Below are 15,930 nucleotides of genomic sequence, written 5' to 3'. Positions count from 1 at the left end.
GGAGTTTTTATGAATCGATATGCAGTACAGTTGATTAGTCGTGGAGCTATTAACAAACTAGGAAATATGCTCTATGATTATGGAAATAGTGTTTGGTTGGCATCGATGGGAACGATTGGGCAAACCGTGCTAGGGATTTATCAGATTTCTGAGTTGGTGACAGCTATACTAGCTAATCCATTTGGAGGCGTGATTTCAGACCGTTTTTCCCGTCGCAAGATTTTGATGACAACAGACTTGGTTTGTGGGATTCTCTGTCTGGTCATTTCTTTTATCAGAAATGATAACTGGATGATTGGAGCTTTGATCTTTGCTAATATTGTCCAGGCCATTGCCTTTGCTTTTTCTCGGCCTGCCAATAAAGCTATTATCACAGAGGTGGTAGCAAAGGACGAGATAGTGACCTATAACTCTCGCTTGGAGTTAGTTTTACAGGTTGTAGGAGTCAGTTCTCCGGTGCTTTCTTTCCTTGTTTTACAATTTGCTAGTCTCCATCTGACGCTCTTGTTAGATGCTTTGACCTTTTTCATCGCTTTTGCCCTAGTCGCTTTACTTCCCAAAGAAGAACCAAAGGTTCAAGAGCAGAAGAGTTTTACAGGGAAAGATATTTTTGCAGATATCAAAGATGGCTTGCACTATATCTGGCATCAAAAAGAAATTTTCTTTCTCTTGTTAGTGGCTTCCAGTGTGAATTTCTTTTTTGCAGCTTTTGAGTTTTTGCTCCCTTTTTCAAATAAAATCTATGGTGTAGAGGGAGCCTATGCAACTATCTTAACCATGGGTGCAATTGGCTCAATCATAGGAGCATTGATTGCAAATAAATTTAAATCCAGCATGAATACACTTTTATACTTATTGATCCTCACAGGAGTAGGAGTTTTCATGATGGGCTTGCCACTACCTAATTTTCTTACTTTTTCAGGAAACCTAATTTGTGAACTCTTTATGACAATTTTTAATATTCACTTTTTCACTCAGGTACAGACCAAGGTTGATGGAGACTATCTGGGGAGGGTATTGAGTACCATTTTTACACTGGCAATTCTCTTTATGCCGATTGCGAAAGGTTTGATGACCTTTCTACCAAGTGTGCAATTAGTTTCCTTTTTAATTATCGGACTCGGAGTTATTCTTCTTTCGTTGGTATCAATGATCTATATTCAAAGACAAGATTAATATAGAAAAAAGCAACGTAAACCGTTGCTTTTACGTTTATATCTATCCACCCTGAGGGAATCGAACCCCCATCTCAAGAACCGGAATCTTACGTGATATCCATTACACTAAGGGTGGAAACTTCCCTCATTATATCAAAAAAGATGGTGTAACTCAAGAGTCATCTAAACATTAATTTTCCCAATAAAAAAGGATTTAGACAATATCTAAATCCTTTTAAATGTTTATTTTTTTTCAAGAAGTGCTTTGATTTCTTGAAGAACTTCCAATTCAGTTGGACCAGCTGGAGCTTCTTCAGCAGCTTCTTCTTTCTTACGAAGGTTTTGAGCTTTTTCAATACCTTTAACCATGAAGAAGAGAACAGTACCAACAACTACAAAGTTGATGACAGCGCTCAAGAATTTACCATATGTAACACCATTCCATGCAAGCTCAGCGATATTTTGAACTTTAGCAGCTTCTAGGGCTGGGTTCAATAGAAGTGGAGTGATGATATCATTAACGAATGAAGTAATGATAGCACCAAAAGCAGTAGCGATGATCACACCGACAGCAAGGTCAACAACGTTGCCACGGAGCAAGAAATTTTTAAGATCCTTTAACATAATCTTTTTCCTTTCGAAATTTTATCAAATTTTTACAGACAACATTATATCGTAAATTTATGTTGAATGCAAGAAAAGTGCTCAATGATTTTTAAATACAAAAAGCTTGCTAAAAAGGTAATTTAAGACAACAATTGTAACTTGAGCAATACCTATTTCAATTGTATTAATTATATTAATATCATCACCTACAAATTGACCTATAATATGAGGAAACTTCGTGACGAAAATAAAAGTTAAACCCATATCGAGTAAGAAGGTAAACAGTCGAGCTCCTGAGAATTTGATAAGACGTCTAAACCAATTTGCTCGTTTTTGTTTAAAAACAATAGTGTCGTTGGTAAAGAAAGCAAATAGGATACCAGTTACATTCCCTAAAGCAGTGGCTGTTAATTCTTGTTTTGTCAAATAAAAAATAATCATGCGAGTTCCTACAGAAACGATTGTAGTAGCAACACCGAAAAATAAATAGGACAAAATTTCGTTATCGAAGAATTTTTTAATGTATCTTTTCATAAGATTAGTATAGCATAAAGGCTTTAAATGTGCTATACTAATAAAGTTGACTTGGTCAACCCTTGGTGCTTAGCTTCTTTCACCAAGCATATTAGACGCGGAATAGCCGCTAAAGGAGAAAACATGAAAAAACTAACTGTCCGTGATTTGGCAGACATTGCCATTGTCGCAGCTATTTATGTGGTGTTGACAATCACACCACCACTCAATGCCATCAGCTACGGTGCTTACCAATTCCGTATTTCTGAAATGATGAATTTCCTAGCTTTTTATAATCCTAAGTACATTATCGGTGTTACGCTTGGATGTATGATTGCTAATTTCTTCAGTTTTGGACTCATTGATGTCGCTGTTGGTGGCGGCTCAACACTCGTCTTCCTAAGTTTAGGAGTTTTGTTGTTTAGCAAATACAGTAAAGACTATCTATTTAATGGATTGATTCGTAAAGATCATTTCTTCTTTTCAATTCTTTTTTCAATTTCAATGGTAACAATTGCTGCTGAATTATCAATTGTAGCTGAAGCACCATTCTTCTTTACATGGTTTACTACTGGTATCGGGGAATTCGCATCACTCATTGTCGGAGCAATTATCATTGGTAAAATTGGTCAACGTATTGATTTGACTAGATAATGAAATCATATCAAGTATGCATAAAAAGGTCTGAACTCTGTTCAGTCTTTTTTCTTTGTCTATAAACCTAGCCTTTCAACAAAAGTGGTATAATAAAGAAAAAAGGAATTATTTTAATATGTATAGTTATCGTATTTCAGTTTTTGAAGTCCTTTGGAAAAATCAGGTCATTAGATTTTTGTTAATTTTTTTAGCACTATTTTATTTCTATCTTTTTTTCCAAAGAGTTAAGACATCCTTAAAAAGTGGTGGGAGTATGTTGGATCCTTTTCATATTGCAAAGGGAAGATTATACATTCATACGATTATTCTTTTTAGAAAAAGGATTGTTCCTCTAGCTGAAATTAGACAGATTGATATTGATTACATTCGAGGGAGAAGAATGAATGGGGACAGGTATCATCTGTATTTTACAAGGAAAGATGGAAAATCTTTTACTTTTCATTTTGGGAAAAGCAAAAGAAACGAGGAGTTAGTGAAAAATCTTGCCAATGTGGCCAAGAAGTGCCATATTAAAATCTATTATTATTATTAAGAGTCGATTGCTAAAATTGGATTGTTGTCACTTATGACAGTTGTCAAAGCTAGGAGAGTAGCTAATATGAATCAACTACAAGTAATAAGAGAAGATAAACAACTAAATATTTTATTGATGCAAGAATGCGATATTCTCTTTTATGACCAGTTGAAAGAGGTTGAATTTTCTCAGAACAATGAAGCTTATTCTCTTTCGCCCATAGCCTTTGCTAAAGATGGTAGCGGGGGAGAATATGTAATTCTTGAAGATGATAGTATCGGCTTTATAGGGAGTGAAGGCCAAGTTGGTCGGGTAGCAGAAAGCCTTGATGACTTGCTTACCTTCTTACTCCATGCTGGTTCTATCACTGATTTTTCTTGTCGTTTACTCTATCAAAACAAGGATTTGTTGGTAAAATTCTGTCAAGGATTTCTCAATAAAGCACGAGAAAACTACCAGTCAAAAGGCGAAGAGTGGGATAAAGTGAGAGCTGGACTTGCACAAGAGTTGGGACTCGAATTTCAGCCAGAGAAACTGCAAGAGTTAGCCTTCAATTTTTATCAATCAGCGATAAGAACCCCTCTATTCACTTGTAAATATGGTCATGGTGAGAATGAATATGTCTGCGATTCTGTTTTATCAGATATTGTCGGCTTGTGGGTTTCAGAGCTGGTCGGGTTGACTGCAGAAGAAATTGAAGCTTTTGCTAACATTCAAATGTAAAGAACAAGAATTTATTCCACTTAAAGTATTTCATGTTATAATGTTAACAGAGATATTTTAAGGAGTTTTTATGAGTTCTTCAGAGTTCGTTTTGAAGATAGATTATAATTGTCGTAAGAAGGAAAGTCTTTTTGATCAAAGCAAGTTCAAATATGTTATTCATTCCTAGTGCTAGTTACTTCCTTGCTAAGCTGTGGATTATCTTATCAGCAATCTCTATGTTTGTTTTCTTGTCAAACGAGCACATTGCAGCTAACTTTTCATCCTTTAGTATTATTAAATTTAGTATTGTCTCTGATCAAATTGCTAACTTTGATATTCCAAATATTCTACGCCATTGGGGAGTTACCTTCATCGCTAACTTAATTGGTGGTGGTTTTTTGATTGGTTTGCCATATGCCTTTTTAAATCAAAATGAAGAGAGTTATGTAGACTAAAATTTATCAATAGAAGTGGGGAGAAATGCTAGGTTTCTCTCTTTTTATTTTAGTAAAAATATATTAATTATAATAAACGGCTCTAGAAGTTCAGGAATTGTTTTCAGAGATATTTGAAGTGTAAAACCTTAAAACTACAAGGGTGTAAACGATTCCGATATTTTTAAAAATTATTAGTGATTGATTTAGGAAAGCCTTCCCATAATTTCGATTTTATGTTATAATATTCACAAATAAAAGTTTTAGGAGTTTATATGGTCTCATCAGAATTTATTTCAAAAATTGAATTTGCTTGTAAAAAGAAAGAAAGTCTTTATTCAAACAGTAAATTCAAGTATGCTATTCGTTCAATGTTTGCGGGTGCTTTCTTAACTTTCAGTACAGCAGCTGGTGCAGTTGGAGCTGACTTGATTAATAAGATTGTCCCAGGTAGCGGACGCTTCCTTTTCCCATTTGTTTTCGCTTGGGGATTGGCTTATATCGTGTTCTTGAATGCTGAGTTAGTTACATCAAACATGATGTTCTTGACAGCTGGTAGCTTTTTGAAAAAAATTAGCTGGAGAAAAACAGCTGAAATTCTTCTATATTGTACTTTCTTTAACTTAATCGGAGCGCTTATCGCTGGTTGGGGATTCGCTCATTCAGCTGCTTATGCAAACCTGACCCATGATAGTTTTATTTCTGGAGTTGTGGAAATGAAATTGGGCCGTTCAAATGAACTAGTTTTGCTTGAAGCAATTTTGGCCAATGTCTTTGTAAACATCGCCATTCTTTCTTTCGTTTTAGTTAAAGATGGTGGTGCCAAACTTTGGTTGGTTCTTTCAGCTATTTACATGTTTGTATTCTTAACAAATGAACACATCGCCGCAAACTTTGCTTCATTTGCTATTGTTAAGTTCAGTGTCGCTGCCGATTCTATTGCAAACTTCGGTATTGGAAATATCCTACGTCACTGGGGTGTAACCTTTATTGGTAACTTCATCGGTGGTGGACTTCTGATTGGATTGCCTTACGCCTTCTTAAACAAGAACGAAGATACATACGTAGATTAAAAGTTGGATTGATTCCAACTTTTTCTTTTTGTTTATCCATGCTATAATGAATGTAGTAATGTTAAATACTGAGGAAAATCATGAACGAAATTAAATGTCCAAATTGTGGGGAAGTTTTTACAGTAAATGAAAGTCAATATGCAGAGTTGATTTCTCAAGTTCGAACAGCTGAGTTTGACAAGGAAATTCATGAGCGAATTCGGCAAGAGTTGGCTTTAGCTGAGCAAAAGGCCCTTAATGAGCAGCAAGAGAAGTTAGCCAAGAAGGACCAAGAAATTGCTCAGTTACAAAACCAGATTCAACAGTTTGATACTGAAAAAGAATTGGCGAAAAAGGAAGTAGAGCAAACCGCTAGCCAAAGTCTGCTAGAGAAAGAAAAAGAAGTTCAACAACTTGAGAATCAGTTGGTGACCTTGCGCTTGGAGCATGAAAACCAACTGCAAAAGACACTGTCTAATCTAGAGAAAGAAAGAGACCAGGTCAAAAATCAGCTCCTTTTACAAGAAAAAGAAAACGAGCTTTCTCTTGCTTCGGTGAAACAAAACTATGAAGCACAGCTCAAGGCGGCTAATGAGCAGGTTGAGTTCTACAAAAATTTCAAAGCTCAACAATCAACTAAGGCCATAGGAGAAAGTCTAGAGCAGTATGCTGAGAGTGAGTTTAATAAGGTTCGAAGCTTTGCCTTCCCAAACGCTTATTTCGAAAAGGACAACAAGGTTTCTGCTCGTGGGTCTAAAGGGGACTTTATCTTTCGTGACTTTGATGAAAATGGTCTAGAATTTATTTCCATCATGTTTGAGATGAAAAATGAGGCAGATGGGACCGAAAAGAAACACAAAAATGCTGACTTCTACAAGGAGTTGGACAAGGATCGTCGAGAAAAAAACTGTGAATATGCTGTTTTGGTAAGTATGCTTGAAGCAGATAACGACTACTTTAACACAGGGATTGTTGATGTTAGCCACGAGTATGAGAAGATGTATGTGGTCCGTCCCCAGTTCTTTATCCAGTTGATTGGTCTCTTACGCAATGCGGCTCTTAACACTCTTAAATACAAGCAAGAACTAGCACTTATCCGTGAGCAAAATATCGACATCACCCACTTTGAAGAAGACCTAGATGCATTCAAGGTTGCCTTTGCCAAGAACTACAATTCGGCTTCTGTTAACTTCGGCAAGGCTATTGATGAAATCGACAAGGCCATCAAACGAATGGAAGAGGTCAAGAAATTCCTCACCACATCCGAGAACCAACTCCGCCTCGCCAACAACAAGCTGGATGATGTTTCTGTTAAAAAATTGACCAGAAAAAATCCAACCATGAAGGCTAAGTTTGAAGCCTTGAAGGGGGAATAGGAGACTCTTATGCAGATACGAAAAGCAACCATGAAAGATGCTGAAGCCCTACTGTCTTTATACGAAGATTTGGGCTATCCAACGTCAGCTTCTAAGCTGTCTCGACGTTTAGAAATGATTCTTTCTCAACCGCATTATGGCTGTCTTCTGGCTGAAAGAAACGAAGAAATTTTAGGTTTCTTAGGTTATGCAAAGCTCTTCTTTTTTGAAGCAGACGGATCTTACTATCGTATTTTAGCTTTGTCAGTTGCAAAAGAAAAAAGACGACAAGGAATTGCTAGTAGGCTAATCGATGAATTGAAAAAACAAGCGGTAAAAGAAGGAGTTGAGGCACTGGCTCTAAATAGTGGATTAACCGCTGAACGAAATGCTGCACATCAGTTTTATCAGGCAGTTGGATTTGAAAAAGTGACTGCCGGCTTTGCCTTGCATTTAAAAACTCAATATAAATAAATATTGAAAAAATAGTAGAGGGAACGAAGTAATGTCTTCAACAAAAGGGAAAACCTTATATTTTAATGATAAGAGCATGGATTATGTGACCTTTGGTAAAGGAAATCAACCTCTGGTGATTATACCAGGATTGGGCGATGGACTACAAACAGTTAAAGGTATGGCTATGCCTTTTTCAATCACATACCGTATACTTGCTGAACGTTACAAAATTTATGTTTTTTCTCGAATCAATGAGTTGAGGAGGGGTTATAGCACAAGGGATATGGTAGCAGATGTTGCAGAAGCAATGGAGGTATTGAATATTACCAGTGCCTATGTTATGGGGATTTCGCAAGGTGGAATGATTGCTCAATGGGTAGCTGTAGATTTTCCAGAAAAGGTTGAAAAGCTAGTTTTGGCTGTGACAACAGCAAAACCTAGTCAACTTGCTAGAGAACGAATTGAGCATTGGCAAAAACTCAGTCAATCTGGAAATTTTAAGCATCTCATGCTGGATATTGCAAAGCACTCCTACACGCAAAAGAGCTATCAAAAGTGGCGATTACTTTATAATGTTATGGGAATCTTTGGTCGCATTAAAGATAAACAACGTATTTCTATTCAGGCTGTATCTTGCTTAAAACATGATAGTCTGGTTGTTTTGGAAAGAATCAGCTGTCCTACACTCATTATTGGAGCAGAAAAAGATGATGTTCTAGGCGTTGAAGCTTCGCTTGAATTGCATCAACATATCAAAGATAGCCAACTCACCATTTTACCAGAATGTGGGCATGCACTTTATGAGCAGAATAAGAATTTCCAAAATAGAGTTTTAGTATTTTTAGAAAGTTAATAAATGAACGGTATTATCAACTTAAAAAAAGAAGCAGGTATGACCTTGCATGATGCGGTTTTTAAATTACGTAAGATTTTAGGACTGTAGTAGAAGATGCTATTAAAAAGAAAGGCTATGATTTATCTGTATTTGATGCTGAAGATCAGCCATTAGCTAGCCCAGGTTTTCAAATATCACGTTCATTTAGAATCACTTCTTTTATTAAAGAAAAAGCAGTTCAAAATCAAAAGTCATCTAGTCCAGAAAAACAAGCATTTGGAGGATATGCAGCAATTTCTCTTAAAGACTATATGAAAGTGGGAGCCCTTCGTTTACGTTTAACACTTAGTGAAAGTGACACATTGAAGTTAGAAGACATTGATTTTCAGGACTTTCTGATGGACACTACAAGATCAATAATGACTATTTTATCGTTAACAACGGAATGTATACAATAGTTGAAGATGAAGATGATTTTGAAAATTTTTTACTTAGAGAATCTAGTAAACAATTTTATTTGGAGGATTTTTATAAAATTGAAAAGCTTGATTAAAATATTTGCAAATAAAGATGTAAAATTTTAGTTTCAAAAGCTACACCAGTATTAATAAGCGCATTTCTATGTTTAGATTCTACGATTGAGGATGATGATGAAAAGAATAGTCAATAATTATATTTTAAAAATTTCTGAATTTGAAATTCCTAAGTTATATAAACATACCAAAAAGGTTTACGGTTACTTAATTCCTATAGTTTGTTTATCGTTTATAGGCATGCTTCTAGAATTATTTAAGGGTGGAGATTTAGACTTTATAAAATTCCTTTTTTGGACCATTCTATGTTTTACTTTTGAAACATTAATCTTACTGAATAATAAATTAGTTCAAAAAGCTGTAGCAAATTTCCTTTTAAACGATATTAACTTTGAGAAATATGTAAATTATTATAAATATATCGCTGATCGCTCTTTAAAGGGGCAACAACTGTTCAATAATGTAAACTATTTAATAGCTGTTTCTCAAGTTTTTTTCTACCAAGGGAAATTTAAAGAAACACTTGATAATTTAGAGTGCATCAGTCTTGAGAATATGAATTTTAATAAGAAATTTGAGATTCAAATATCTAAAATTTACTTTAGTATTCTTTCTCTAATTCACTCTAATAGAACAGAAGATGTTTCAAACCAGATTGAAGTTTTAGCTCATTTATATACGAGGACGAATTCTCAAAGTAGTAGGTTAAGGGATGCTTTAAATACAATAGAAGCTATTAGGGATATTATTAAAAAGAAGAGTCCAAACGACTACTTCGACACTGCTGAACCAGAAAATAAATTAGCCCGAATCATGTTCTCTTATTACGGGGCTCTCAATGCTCAGCTAAAAGGAGATGAAGCTCGTACTCGCAGTTTGTTTGAAAGTATCGCCCATGAAAATCCAGAACTATTTTATGTTCAGGAAGCGCAGAAATATTTAGGAGCAGAGGAATAAGAGAGTAATATATGAAATTAGTAGAAAAAAAAGTAAGTAGGGCGACAGAAAACACTCTTCTACAACTTGATAGGGCTATTCTAATTTGCTTATTTTTAGTCTTGGCTGTTGATGTGATGGCAGTATTTTTAGTATTTCAAAGTAATTTGAAAATATTGGGACTCATATTATTAGTTATTGACTTTTTCGCTCTCGTCTTTGTATTTTATTTAAGATTTATATCTAGCAAAGTTGCTTATCTAATGTTAAACGATGCTATTAATCTTAAACTCTATGAAGACATGTTTAGGGTTCAATCTGAAAAATCTATTAAGCCCTATAGAGCAACGTACCAAGAAAATTTCCATTTTGTTAAGGGACAAGTGACTTATTTGAAAGGAGATTTTCAAGCTGCGAAAGAAAATTTTGAAAAAATTAATTTAAAAAAAGTTTGGAAGAGATTTAGTACAGACATGTTCCTAAGATTAACTTATTGTCAATTGTTGGTTTCCATCCATCTTCAAGATTCACAAGATATTGCTCTCTTTGAGGAACAGTTGTCCAAGGCGCCAGATTCGAAAGATGGTAAGGCTAAACTAGTCGCCCAAACTCAAGCCATAAAAGATATCGTGTTTAATCAAGAAGTGAACGACTACTTCGACACTGCCGAACCAGAAAATAAGTTAGCTCGAATCATGTTTTCTTATTACGGAGCTCTCAATGCTCAGCTAAAAGGAGATGAGGATCGTGCCCGTAATTTGTTTGAAAGTATCGCCCATGAAAATCCAGAACTCTTTTATGTTCAGGAAGCGAAGAAATATTTAGAAGGATGAGCTGATATAGTTTTAAAATCTGTCTAAGATAGAGTATGTTGATATAAAGTGAAAAGGAAATTAGAAAGCAAAAATGAACGGTATTATCAACTTAAAGAAAGAAGCAGGGATGACTTCGCATGATGTGGTCTTTAAACTGCGAAAAATCTTAGGTACCAAGAAGATTGGCCATGGTGGTACCTTAGATCCGGATGTGGTGGGTGTTTTACCCATTGCAGTTGGAAAGGCGACACGCATGGTCGAGTTTATGCAAGATGAGGGTAAGATTTATGAGGGGGAGATCACTCTCGGCTATTCTACAACAACCGAGGATGCTAGTGGGGAAATCATTGCAGAGTCACCTGTTTTGTCACCCTTGGATGAAAAAGTTGTTGATGAAGCCATTGCCAGTCTGACTGGACCTATTACTCAGATTCCTCCTATGTACTCAGCTGTCAAGGTCAATGGTCGCAAGCTCTATGAGTATGCGCGTGCTGGTCAGGAGGTCGAACGTCCAGAGCGTCAGGTAACGATTTATAATTTTGAAAGAACGAGTCCCATTTCTTATGAGGATAGACTTGCGCGATTTACCTTTCGTGTGAAATGCAGTAAGGGAACTTATATCCGTACTTTGTCTGTTGACCTTGGAGTAAAACTTGGTTATGCGGCCCATATGTCTCAATTAACACGTACCAGTGCTGCAGGTTTGCAACTCGAGGACGCCCTGACTTTAGAAGAAATTTCCGAAAAAGTAGAGGCAGGACAACTCGATTTTCTACATCCGATTGAGATTGGGACAGGGGATTTAGTTAAGGTTTATCTTACTCCACAGCAGGCAGAGGAAGTCCGTTTTGGTCGTTTTATTGAGTTAGAGCATAGCGAGAAAGAAGTCGCAGCCTTTGAAGGTGAGAAACTACTTGCTATATTGGAGAAACGTGAAAATCTCTATAAACCAAGAAAGGTTTTCTCTTAAAATTTTATAGCTTAAAAAACCATTGAAAACACAGTGTTATTTGACAGTTTAGCTTACTTATGATAAGATTTAATTTAAGAAAAGCTAGAGAAAAATAGAGGATATTATGAGTATTGAAATGACTGTCAGTGAGATTGCTGAAGTCTTGGGTCTATCCCGACAAGCAATCAATAATCGTGTCAAAGAATTACCTGAAGAAGATATTACAAAAAACGACAAAGGTGTTACTGTTGTTACTCGTAGTGGATTGATCAAACTTGAAGAAATCTACAAAAAGACCATCTTTGAAGATGAACCAGTTAGTGATGAAGTGAAGCAACGAGAGCTCATGGAGATTCTTGTTGATGAAAAGAACGCTGAAATCATTCGTCTTTATGAGCAATTGAAAGCTAAAGATAAGCAACTTGCTGAAAAAGATGAACAGATGCGTGTAAAAGACCGCCAAATCGCTGAAAAAGATAAGCAATTGGACCAACAACAACAGTTAACCCTTCAAGCTATGAAGGATCAAGAAACACTCCAGTTGGAGTTGGATCAAGCTAAGCAAGAAGTTCAGGCATCGAAGAAAGGCTTCTTTGCTCGCTTATTTGGAAAATAAGAAAAAACTGCTTGGTTTTTAAGATTAGCCAGGTGGTTTCTTTTTACAAATCAATAAGGAATGATAAGATGGAAACATTAAGAGAGTATATCTCATTCGATTTAGAATTCAATAAACACCAGGATAAAACTCATTTGATTCAAGTATCAGCGGTACATTTTAAAGAAGGTGAAGAAGTAGGAGCATTTGATTCTTATGTATACACGGATGTTCCTTTGAAGAGTTTTATCAATGGCTTGACGGGGATTACTTCCGAGACTCTGAAAGGCGCACCAAAGGTAGAAGAAGTCCTGCAACAATTTCAAGATTTCGTTGGTAACTTGCCTCTCATTGGCTATAATGCAGCAAAAAGTGATTTACCGATTCTACTAGAGCATGGATTTGACTATAGTCAGCAATATCTAGTTGATGTCTATAACGAAGCGCTAGAGAGACGTAGCACCGATCTCCACGGAATCGCTAATCTTAAATTACAAACCGTTGCTAGTTTTCTGGGTTTTAAAGGGCAATCTCATAATAGTCTGGAAGATGCTCGAATGACTGCCCGTGTTTATGAAGCATTTTTGGAGTCAGATGAGAGTAGACTTTTACTAAATTCTCAGAGTAGCCTCAATTCGAATCCATTTGGTGGTTTAGATTTATCTCAGCTGTTTGATTAGGAGTTCTTATGAAACCTGAAAAACCAAAAAAATTGGGTTTTAAAAAGATTTACCTAAATCTAGATAAAATCCTCTTTCTATTCTTTTTAATTTTTATGTTGGTTGACTATATCTGGATGCCACTAAACTCAGTGATAGCTGGATTTTTATTGAGTCAAACAGGATATTTGTTTATATCCTACAACAATATTTTTGCTATTATAAAAAACGCACCTATAGTCAGTCTAGGCTTCGTAATCTTAATAGCCATCAATCTGCTTGTAGCCTATTTTCAACTCAGCCTTCTCTTTATAGGAGCACGTCATCTACTTTATCACGAAAAGAGAACTCTCATAGAATATAGTCGAAAAGTATTTCGTGAAAGCCTTGCTTTTATGAAGAAGATGACTATTTCAAAAGCTTTGTTTATCTTTTTATTTGTAGCAATGCTATTTCCTTTTATCAGGAAGATATTTAAGATTTATTATTTCAATAAAATCGTAATACCAGAGTTTATTCAAACCTATATGGAAGATAAATACTGGATGTGGTGGGTAGCCATTATTAGCTTATCACTATTATTCTTTTATGTTTCTGTTCGCTTGATGTTCACTCTGCCCAAGGTCTTTTATGAAAAGATGACGGTCAAGGAAGCGGTTATTTATAGTTTGGATAAAACGAAGAATTTCTTTTGGTTTTATGCCTGGCATTTATTCTTAATTATTGTAAAAACCAATCTATTCTTCTATCTTCCTCTCATCCCTTTACTATCAATCCAGTATATAGTGGATAGCCTTACTCAGAGAGAATCTCTACTCCTTGCTATTATTAACTTTGTTCTCATCAAGAATTTTCATTATATGGCATTAACCTATTTCCTTGTTAAATTCTCTTCTTTTCTAACAGGAGAAGAACTTGACATTATGCCAAGACGGGAGAAGGACCATATCATGAGATGGGGTGTGATGGTCTGTGCAAGTACTTTTTTTGCAATTGAAGGATATAATTATCTAGAAGCTCCTGTAGTCAATCCGCCACTTGTAATTTCACATCGTGGCGTATCAAATGGCAATGGTGTACAAAATACAATCCAATCCTTGGAAAAAACTGCTCAATTAAAACCGGATTTAATAGAAATGGATATCCAGGAAACTAAGGATGGACAATTTGTTATGATGCATGATGCGAATCTTAGAGGATTAGCTGGTATCAATAAAACACCACAAGATTTGACCTTAGAAGAGTTAAAGCAGATTGACATTCATGAGAACGGTTATGATACAAAGATTTCAAGTTTCGATGATTATCTAACTCGCGCAAATGAATTACATCAGAAACTACTCATTGAAATTAAGACCAGCCACAAAGATAGCCCGCAGATGATGGAACATTTTCTAGAAAAATACGGTGCAAAAATTAAGGTTTATGGTCATCAAATGCAATCCTTGGATTATAAGGTTATTGAAAAAGTAAGAGAGTATGATAAGGATATTCCTGTTTACTTTATTCTTCCCTATAATTCTGTTTTTCCTAGAACGTTGGCAACTGGTTACACAATGGAGTACTCTACTTTGGACGAATATTTTGTAACGAAATTATGGAATACGGAGCAAAAACTCTATGTATGGACGATTAACGAAACTGAGGCTTTCGACAAGTCCCTTCATTTGGGAGTTGATGGGATGATTACGGACGACTTGGAAAAAATAAAAGAAGAATTACAAACGGCTCAGGAAGACCCTGAATACAGCGACTTACTGTTGAAGAAAGCAACTGAATTCTTTGCTTATTAACATAAATTAAAAGAGGCTGACAAACAGCCTCTTTTTTCTATGATTAAAATGGCAACTTACCTGCAAATGCACCAAGTTTTTTCTTAGTAGTTTCATCAATTTGTTCAAGTGCAGCATTGAGTGCTTGTACGGTCATATCTGATAGAGTCTCAATATCCTCAGCATCCACAACCGCAGGATCAAAATCGATTTTTACAACTTTTTTATCACCTGTCAAGGTAGCAGTTACAAGGTTTTGAGCAGAAGTTCCAACAAATTCTGTAGCCGCAAGTTCAGCTTGACTTTGCTCCATTTGCTTTTGAAGTTTTTGAGCTTGACGCATCATGTTTTGCATATTCATCATGGTGGTAGTTAGCTTCCTTTTCTTTTATTTTCCATCTTATTTTAACAATTTTAACTAGAAAAGTCTAATTAAAATCTCAGGATAGATATGTAACTAGTTTAAGGTTTCTTTAAGCTTTCTATACTATTCTGAAGAACTCTATATTAATCGAGACTTAAGAATGCAAGGGTTCATTTCTTAAACGCTGTAAGTATATAGTGCTCGGGTCATTAGTACTATCTAGAGAAAACTAGTATTTCTTTCAAGATAATGCTAGATTATGATATAATAGTAAAGAATGAGTTTTTAGAACAAACCAAAGGAGAATCGATATGATTTACGCTGGAATTTTAGCAGGTGGAACCGGCACGCGCATGGGTATTAGTAATCTACCCAAACAATTTCTTGAGTTGGGCGATCGCCCAATCCTAATCCATACAATTGAAAAATTTGTCTTAGAGCCAAGTATCGAAAAGATTGTAGTTGGAGTTCACGGAGACTGGGTGACACACGCAGAGGATTTAGTTGAAAAATTCCTACCGCTCCATAAGGACCGTATCGTCATCACAAAAGGTGGAGCTGATCGTAATTCTAGTATTGAAAAGATTATCGAAGCTATTGATGCTTACCGTCCAATCACGAAAGATGATATCGTGGTCACTCATGATTCAGTTCGCCCCTTTATCACACTTCGAATGATTCAAGATAACATTGCTCTTGCACAAAATCATGATGCTGTTGATACTGTAGTTGAAGCTGTGGATACCATTGTTGAAAGTACAAATGGACAATTTATCACAGATATTCCAAATCGTGCGCATCTCTATCAAGGGCAAACTCCTCAAACCTTCCGTTGTAAGGACTTTATAGATCTTTATGGTTCTTTATCAGCAGAAGAAAAAGAAATTTTGACAGATGCATGTAAAATCTTTGTCATTAAAGGTAAAGATGTAGCCTTAGCAAAAGGTGAATACTCAAATCTTAAAATTACAACAGTAACAGACTTGAAGATTGCTAAAAGCATGATTGAGAAAGACTAGA

18 protein-coding genes, 1 tRNA gene, 1 pseudogene and 1 riboswitch are annotated in these 15,930 nt (G+C 35.7%); of the genes and pseudogenes, 16 read left to right on the top strand and 4 right to left on the bottom strand.

The annotated features are described in order from the left end of the window. Window positions 1–9: 9 nt before the first annotated feature. Window positions 10–1,176 (top strand): MFS transporter, encoded by a 1,167-nt coding sequence (locus KJR31_RS02965; RefSeq protein ID WP_214262001.1) that lies wholly within the window; start codon window positions 10–12, stop codon window positions 1,174–1,176. Window positions 1,177–1,221: 45 nt separating this feature from the next. Here the strand turns inward: KJR31_RS02965 and KJR31_RS02960 are convergent. The 3 genes from KJR31_RS02960 to KJR31_RS02950 form a co-directional block, all read right to left on the bottom strand. Then, window positions 1,222–1,293, bottom strand: a tRNA-Arg gene (locus tag KJR31_RS02960). A 107-nt stretch (window positions 1,294–1,400) separates the two neighbouring features. Further along, the gene (gene mscL, locus KJR31_RS02955; RefSeq protein ID WP_214262000.1) at window positions 1,401–1,781 is read right to left on the bottom strand and encodes a large conductance mechanosensitive channel protein MscL; all 381 of its coding nucleotides are present in this window, start codon (window positions 1,779–1,781) and stop codon (window positions 1,401–1,403) included. Between the two features lie 81 nt (window positions 1,782–1,862). Next, the gene (locus tag KJR31_RS02950) at window positions 1,863–2,297 is read right to left on the bottom strand and encodes a GtrA family protein (protein WP_214261999.1); all 435 of its coding nucleotides are present in this window, start codon (window positions 2,295–2,297) and stop codon (window positions 1,863–1,865) included. A gap of 28 nt (window positions 2,298–2,325) precedes the next feature. Next, window positions 2,326–2,423: riboswitch (PreQ1 riboswitch) on the top strand. Here KJR31_RS02950 and KJR31_RS02945 point away from each other — a divergent pair. The 14 genes and pseudogenes from KJR31_RS02945 (at window position 2,421) to KJR31_RS02880 (ending at window position 14,567) form a co-directional block, all read left to right on the top strand. After that, window positions 2,421–2,930, top strand: coding sequence for a QueT transporter family protein (locus KJR31_RS02945; RefSeq protein WP_214261998.1), 510 nt, complete (start codon window positions 2,421–2,423; stop codon window positions 2,928–2,930). Its footprint overlaps the riboswitch before it by 3 nt. A 118-nt stretch (window positions 2,931–3,048) precedes the next feature. After that, window positions 3,049–3,465 (top strand): hypothetical protein, encoded by a 417-nt coding sequence (locus tag KJR31_RS02940; RefSeq protein ID WP_060955656.1) that lies wholly within the window; start codon window positions 3,049–3,051, stop codon window positions 3,463–3,465. A gap of 66 nt (window positions 3,466–3,531) precedes the next feature. Beyond that, window positions 3,532–4,170, top strand: coding sequence for a hypothetical protein (locus tag KJR31_RS02935; protein ID WP_214261997.1), 639 nt, complete (start codon window positions 3,532–3,534; stop codon window positions 4,168–4,170). Window positions 4,171–4,355: 185 nt separating this feature from the next. Then, a pseudogene (locus KJR31_RS02930) lies at window positions 4,356–4,607 on the top strand (formate/nitrite transporter family protein); the annotation flags it as partial. 254 nt (window positions 4,608–4,861) lie between these two features. Further along, window positions 4,862–5,659: a formate/nitrite transporter family protein gene (locus tag KJR31_RS02925; protein WP_006151731.1), complete on the top strand. Its 798-nt coding sequence runs from the start codon at window positions 4,862–4,864 to the stop codon at window positions 5,657–5,659. Between the two features lie 80 nt (window positions 5,660–5,739). Beyond that, complete coding sequence (locus tag KJR31_RS02920; protein WP_214261996.1) at window positions 5,740–7,014, top strand: DUF2130 domain-containing protein; 1,275 nt, start codon at window positions 5,740–5,742, stop codon at window positions 7,012–7,014. A 9-nt stretch (window positions 7,015–7,023) separates the two neighbouring features. Beyond that, window positions 7,024–7,467: a GNAT family N-acetyltransferase gene (locus tag KJR31_RS02915; RefSeq protein WP_214261995.1), complete on the top strand. Its 444-nt coding sequence runs from the start codon at window positions 7,024–7,026 to the stop codon at window positions 7,465–7,467. Between the two features lie 31 nt (window positions 7,468–7,498). Then, window positions 7,499–8,302 carry an alpha/beta fold hydrolase gene (locus KJR31_RS02910; protein WP_214261994.1) on the top strand — a complete coding sequence of 268 codons (804 nt, stop codon included), beginning with the start codon at window positions 7,499–7,501 and terminating at the stop codon, window positions 8,300–8,302. Window positions 8,303–8,931: 629 nt separating this feature from the next. Continuing rightward, window positions 8,932–9,774 carry a hypothetical protein gene (locus KJR31_RS02905; protein ID WP_214261993.1) on the top strand — a complete coding sequence of 281 codons (843 nt, stop codon included), beginning with the start codon at window positions 8,932–8,934 and terminating at the stop codon, window positions 9,772–9,774. Window positions 9,775–9,785: 11 nt separating this feature from the next. Further along, window positions 9,786–10,586, top strand: coding sequence for a hypothetical protein (locus tag KJR31_RS02900; protein ID WP_214261992.1), 801 nt, complete (start codon window positions 9,786–9,788; stop codon window positions 10,584–10,586). A 73-nt stretch (window positions 10,587–10,659) separates the two neighbouring features. Then, on the top strand, window positions 10,660–11,538 hold the full coding sequence (truB, locus tag KJR31_RS02895; RefSeq protein ID WP_214261991.1) for a tRNA pseudouridine(55) synthase TruB: 879 nt from the start codon (window positions 10,660–10,662) through the stop codon (window positions 11,536–11,538). Window positions 11,539–11,644: 106 nt separating this feature from the next. Beyond that, a complete protein-coding gene (locus tag KJR31_RS02890; protein ID WP_004252719.1) occupies window positions 11,645–12,136 on the top strand; it encodes a DUF536 domain-containing protein in 492 nt (163 codons plus the stop codon). A 68-nt stretch (window positions 12,137–12,204) separates the two neighbouring features. Beyond that, complete coding sequence (locus tag KJR31_RS02885; protein ID WP_214261990.1) at window positions 12,205–12,795, top strand: 3'-5' exonuclease; 591 nt, start codon at window positions 12,205–12,207, stop codon at window positions 12,793–12,795. A gap of 8 nt (window positions 12,796–12,803) precedes the next feature. Continuing rightward, window positions 12,804–14,567 (top strand): glycerophosphoryl diester phosphodiesterase membrane domain-containing protein, encoded by a 1,764-nt coding sequence (locus tag KJR31_RS02880; RefSeq protein ID WP_214261989.1) that lies wholly within the window; start codon window positions 12,804–12,806, stop codon window positions 14,565–14,567. Between the two features lie 43 nt (window positions 14,568–14,610). On the opposite strand, the gene KJR31_RS02875 is transcribed toward KJR31_RS02880, so the two are convergent. Next, window positions 14,611–14,910, bottom strand: a complete 300-nt coding sequence (locus KJR31_RS02875) for a YbaB/EbfC family nucleoid-associated protein (protein ID WP_142557396.1) — start codon at window positions 14,908–14,910, stop codon at window positions 14,611–14,613. A 311-nt stretch (window positions 14,911–15,221) separates the two neighbouring features. On the opposite strand from KJR31_RS02875, the gene KJR31_RS02870 reads away from it, so the two are divergent. Next, window positions 15,222–15,929 (top strand): IspD/TarI family cytidylyltransferase, encoded by a 708-nt coding sequence (locus tag KJR31_RS02870; protein ID WP_214261988.1) that lies wholly within the window; start codon window positions 15,222–15,224, stop codon window positions 15,927–15,929. Window position 15,930 lies beyond the last annotated feature (1 nt).

This window comes from Streptococcus infantis, from assembly GCF_018499575.1.
GTDB classification, from domain to species: Bacteria; Bacillota; Bacilli; order Lactobacillales; family Streptococcaceae; genus Streptococcus; species Streptococcus infantis_K.
The sequence above is the reverse complement of the archived record's forward strand: the minus strand, read 5'-3'. Positions and strand labels throughout refer to the sequence as shown.

Bases quoted from the DNA above. Each gene is read 5' to 3' on its own strand.
- KJR31_RS02965 (WP_214262001.1), top strand. From the start codon at position 10: ATGAATCGATATGCAGTACAGTTGATTAGTCGTGGAGCTATTAACAAA.
- KJR31_RS02910 (WP_214261994.1), top strand. From the start codon at position 7,499: ATGTCTTCAACAAAAGGGAAAACCTTATATTTTAATGATAAGAGCATG.
- KJR31_RS02945 (WP_214261998.1), top strand. From the start codon at position 2,421: ATGAAAAAACTAACTGTCCGTGATTTGGCAGACATTGCCATTGTCGCA.
- KJR31_RS02940 (WP_060955656.1), top strand. From the start codon at position 3,049: ATGTATAGTTATCGTATTTCAGTTTTTGAAGTCCTTTGGAAAAATCAG.
- KJR31_RS02950 (WP_214261999.1), bottom strand. From the start codon at position 2,297: ATGAAAAGATACATTAAAAAATTCTTCGATAACGAAATTTTGTCCTAT.
- KJR31_RS02900 (WP_214261992.1), top strand. From the start codon at position 9,786: ATGAAATTAGTAGAAAAAAAAGTAAGTAGGGCGACAGAAAACACTCTT.
- mscL (WP_214262000.1), bottom strand. From the start codon at position 1,781: ATGTTAAAGGATCTTAAAAATTTCTTGCTCCGTGGCAACGTTGTTGAC.
- KJR31_RS02890 (WP_004252719.1), top strand. From the start codon at position 11,645: ATGAGTATTGAAATGACTGTCAGTGAGATTGCTGAAGTCTTGGGTCTA.
- KJR31_RS02885 (WP_214261990.1), top strand. From the start codon at position 12,205: ATGGAAACATTAAGAGAGTATATCTCATTCGATTTAGAATTCAATAAA.
- KJR31_RS02925 (WP_006151731.1), top strand. From the start codon at position 4,862: ATGGTCTCATCAGAATTTATTTCAAAAATTGAATTTGCTTGTAAAAAG.
- KJR31_RS02870 (WP_214261988.1), top strand. From the start codon at position 15,222: ATGATTTACGCTGGAATTTTAGCAGGTGGAACCGGCACGCGCATGGGT.
- KJR31_RS02915 (WP_214261995.1), top strand. From the start codon at position 7,024: ATGCAGATACGAAAAGCAACCATGAAAGATGCTGAAGCCCTACTGTCT.
- KJR31_RS02920 (WP_214261996.1), top strand. From the start codon at position 5,740: ATGAACGAAATTAAATGTCCAAATTGTGGGGAAGTTTTTACAGTAAAT.
- KJR31_RS02905 (WP_214261993.1), top strand. From the start codon at position 8,932: ATGATGAAAAGAATAGTCAATAATTATATTTTAAAAATTTCTGAATTT.
- truB (WP_214261991.1), top strand. From the start codon at position 10,660: ATGAACGGTATTATCAACTTAAAGAAAGAAGCAGGGATGACTTCGCAT.
- KJR31_RS02875 (WP_142557396.1), bottom strand. From the start codon at position 14,910: ATGATGAATATGCAAAACATGATGCGTCAAGCTCAAAAACTTCAAAAG.
- KJR31_RS02880 (WP_214261989.1), top strand. From the start codon at position 12,804: ATGAAACCTGAAAAACCAAAAAAATTGGGTTTTAAAAAGATTTACCTA.
- KJR31_RS02935 (WP_214261997.1), top strand. From the start codon at position 3,532: ATGAATCAACTACAAGTAATAAGAGAAGATAAACAACTAAATATTTTA.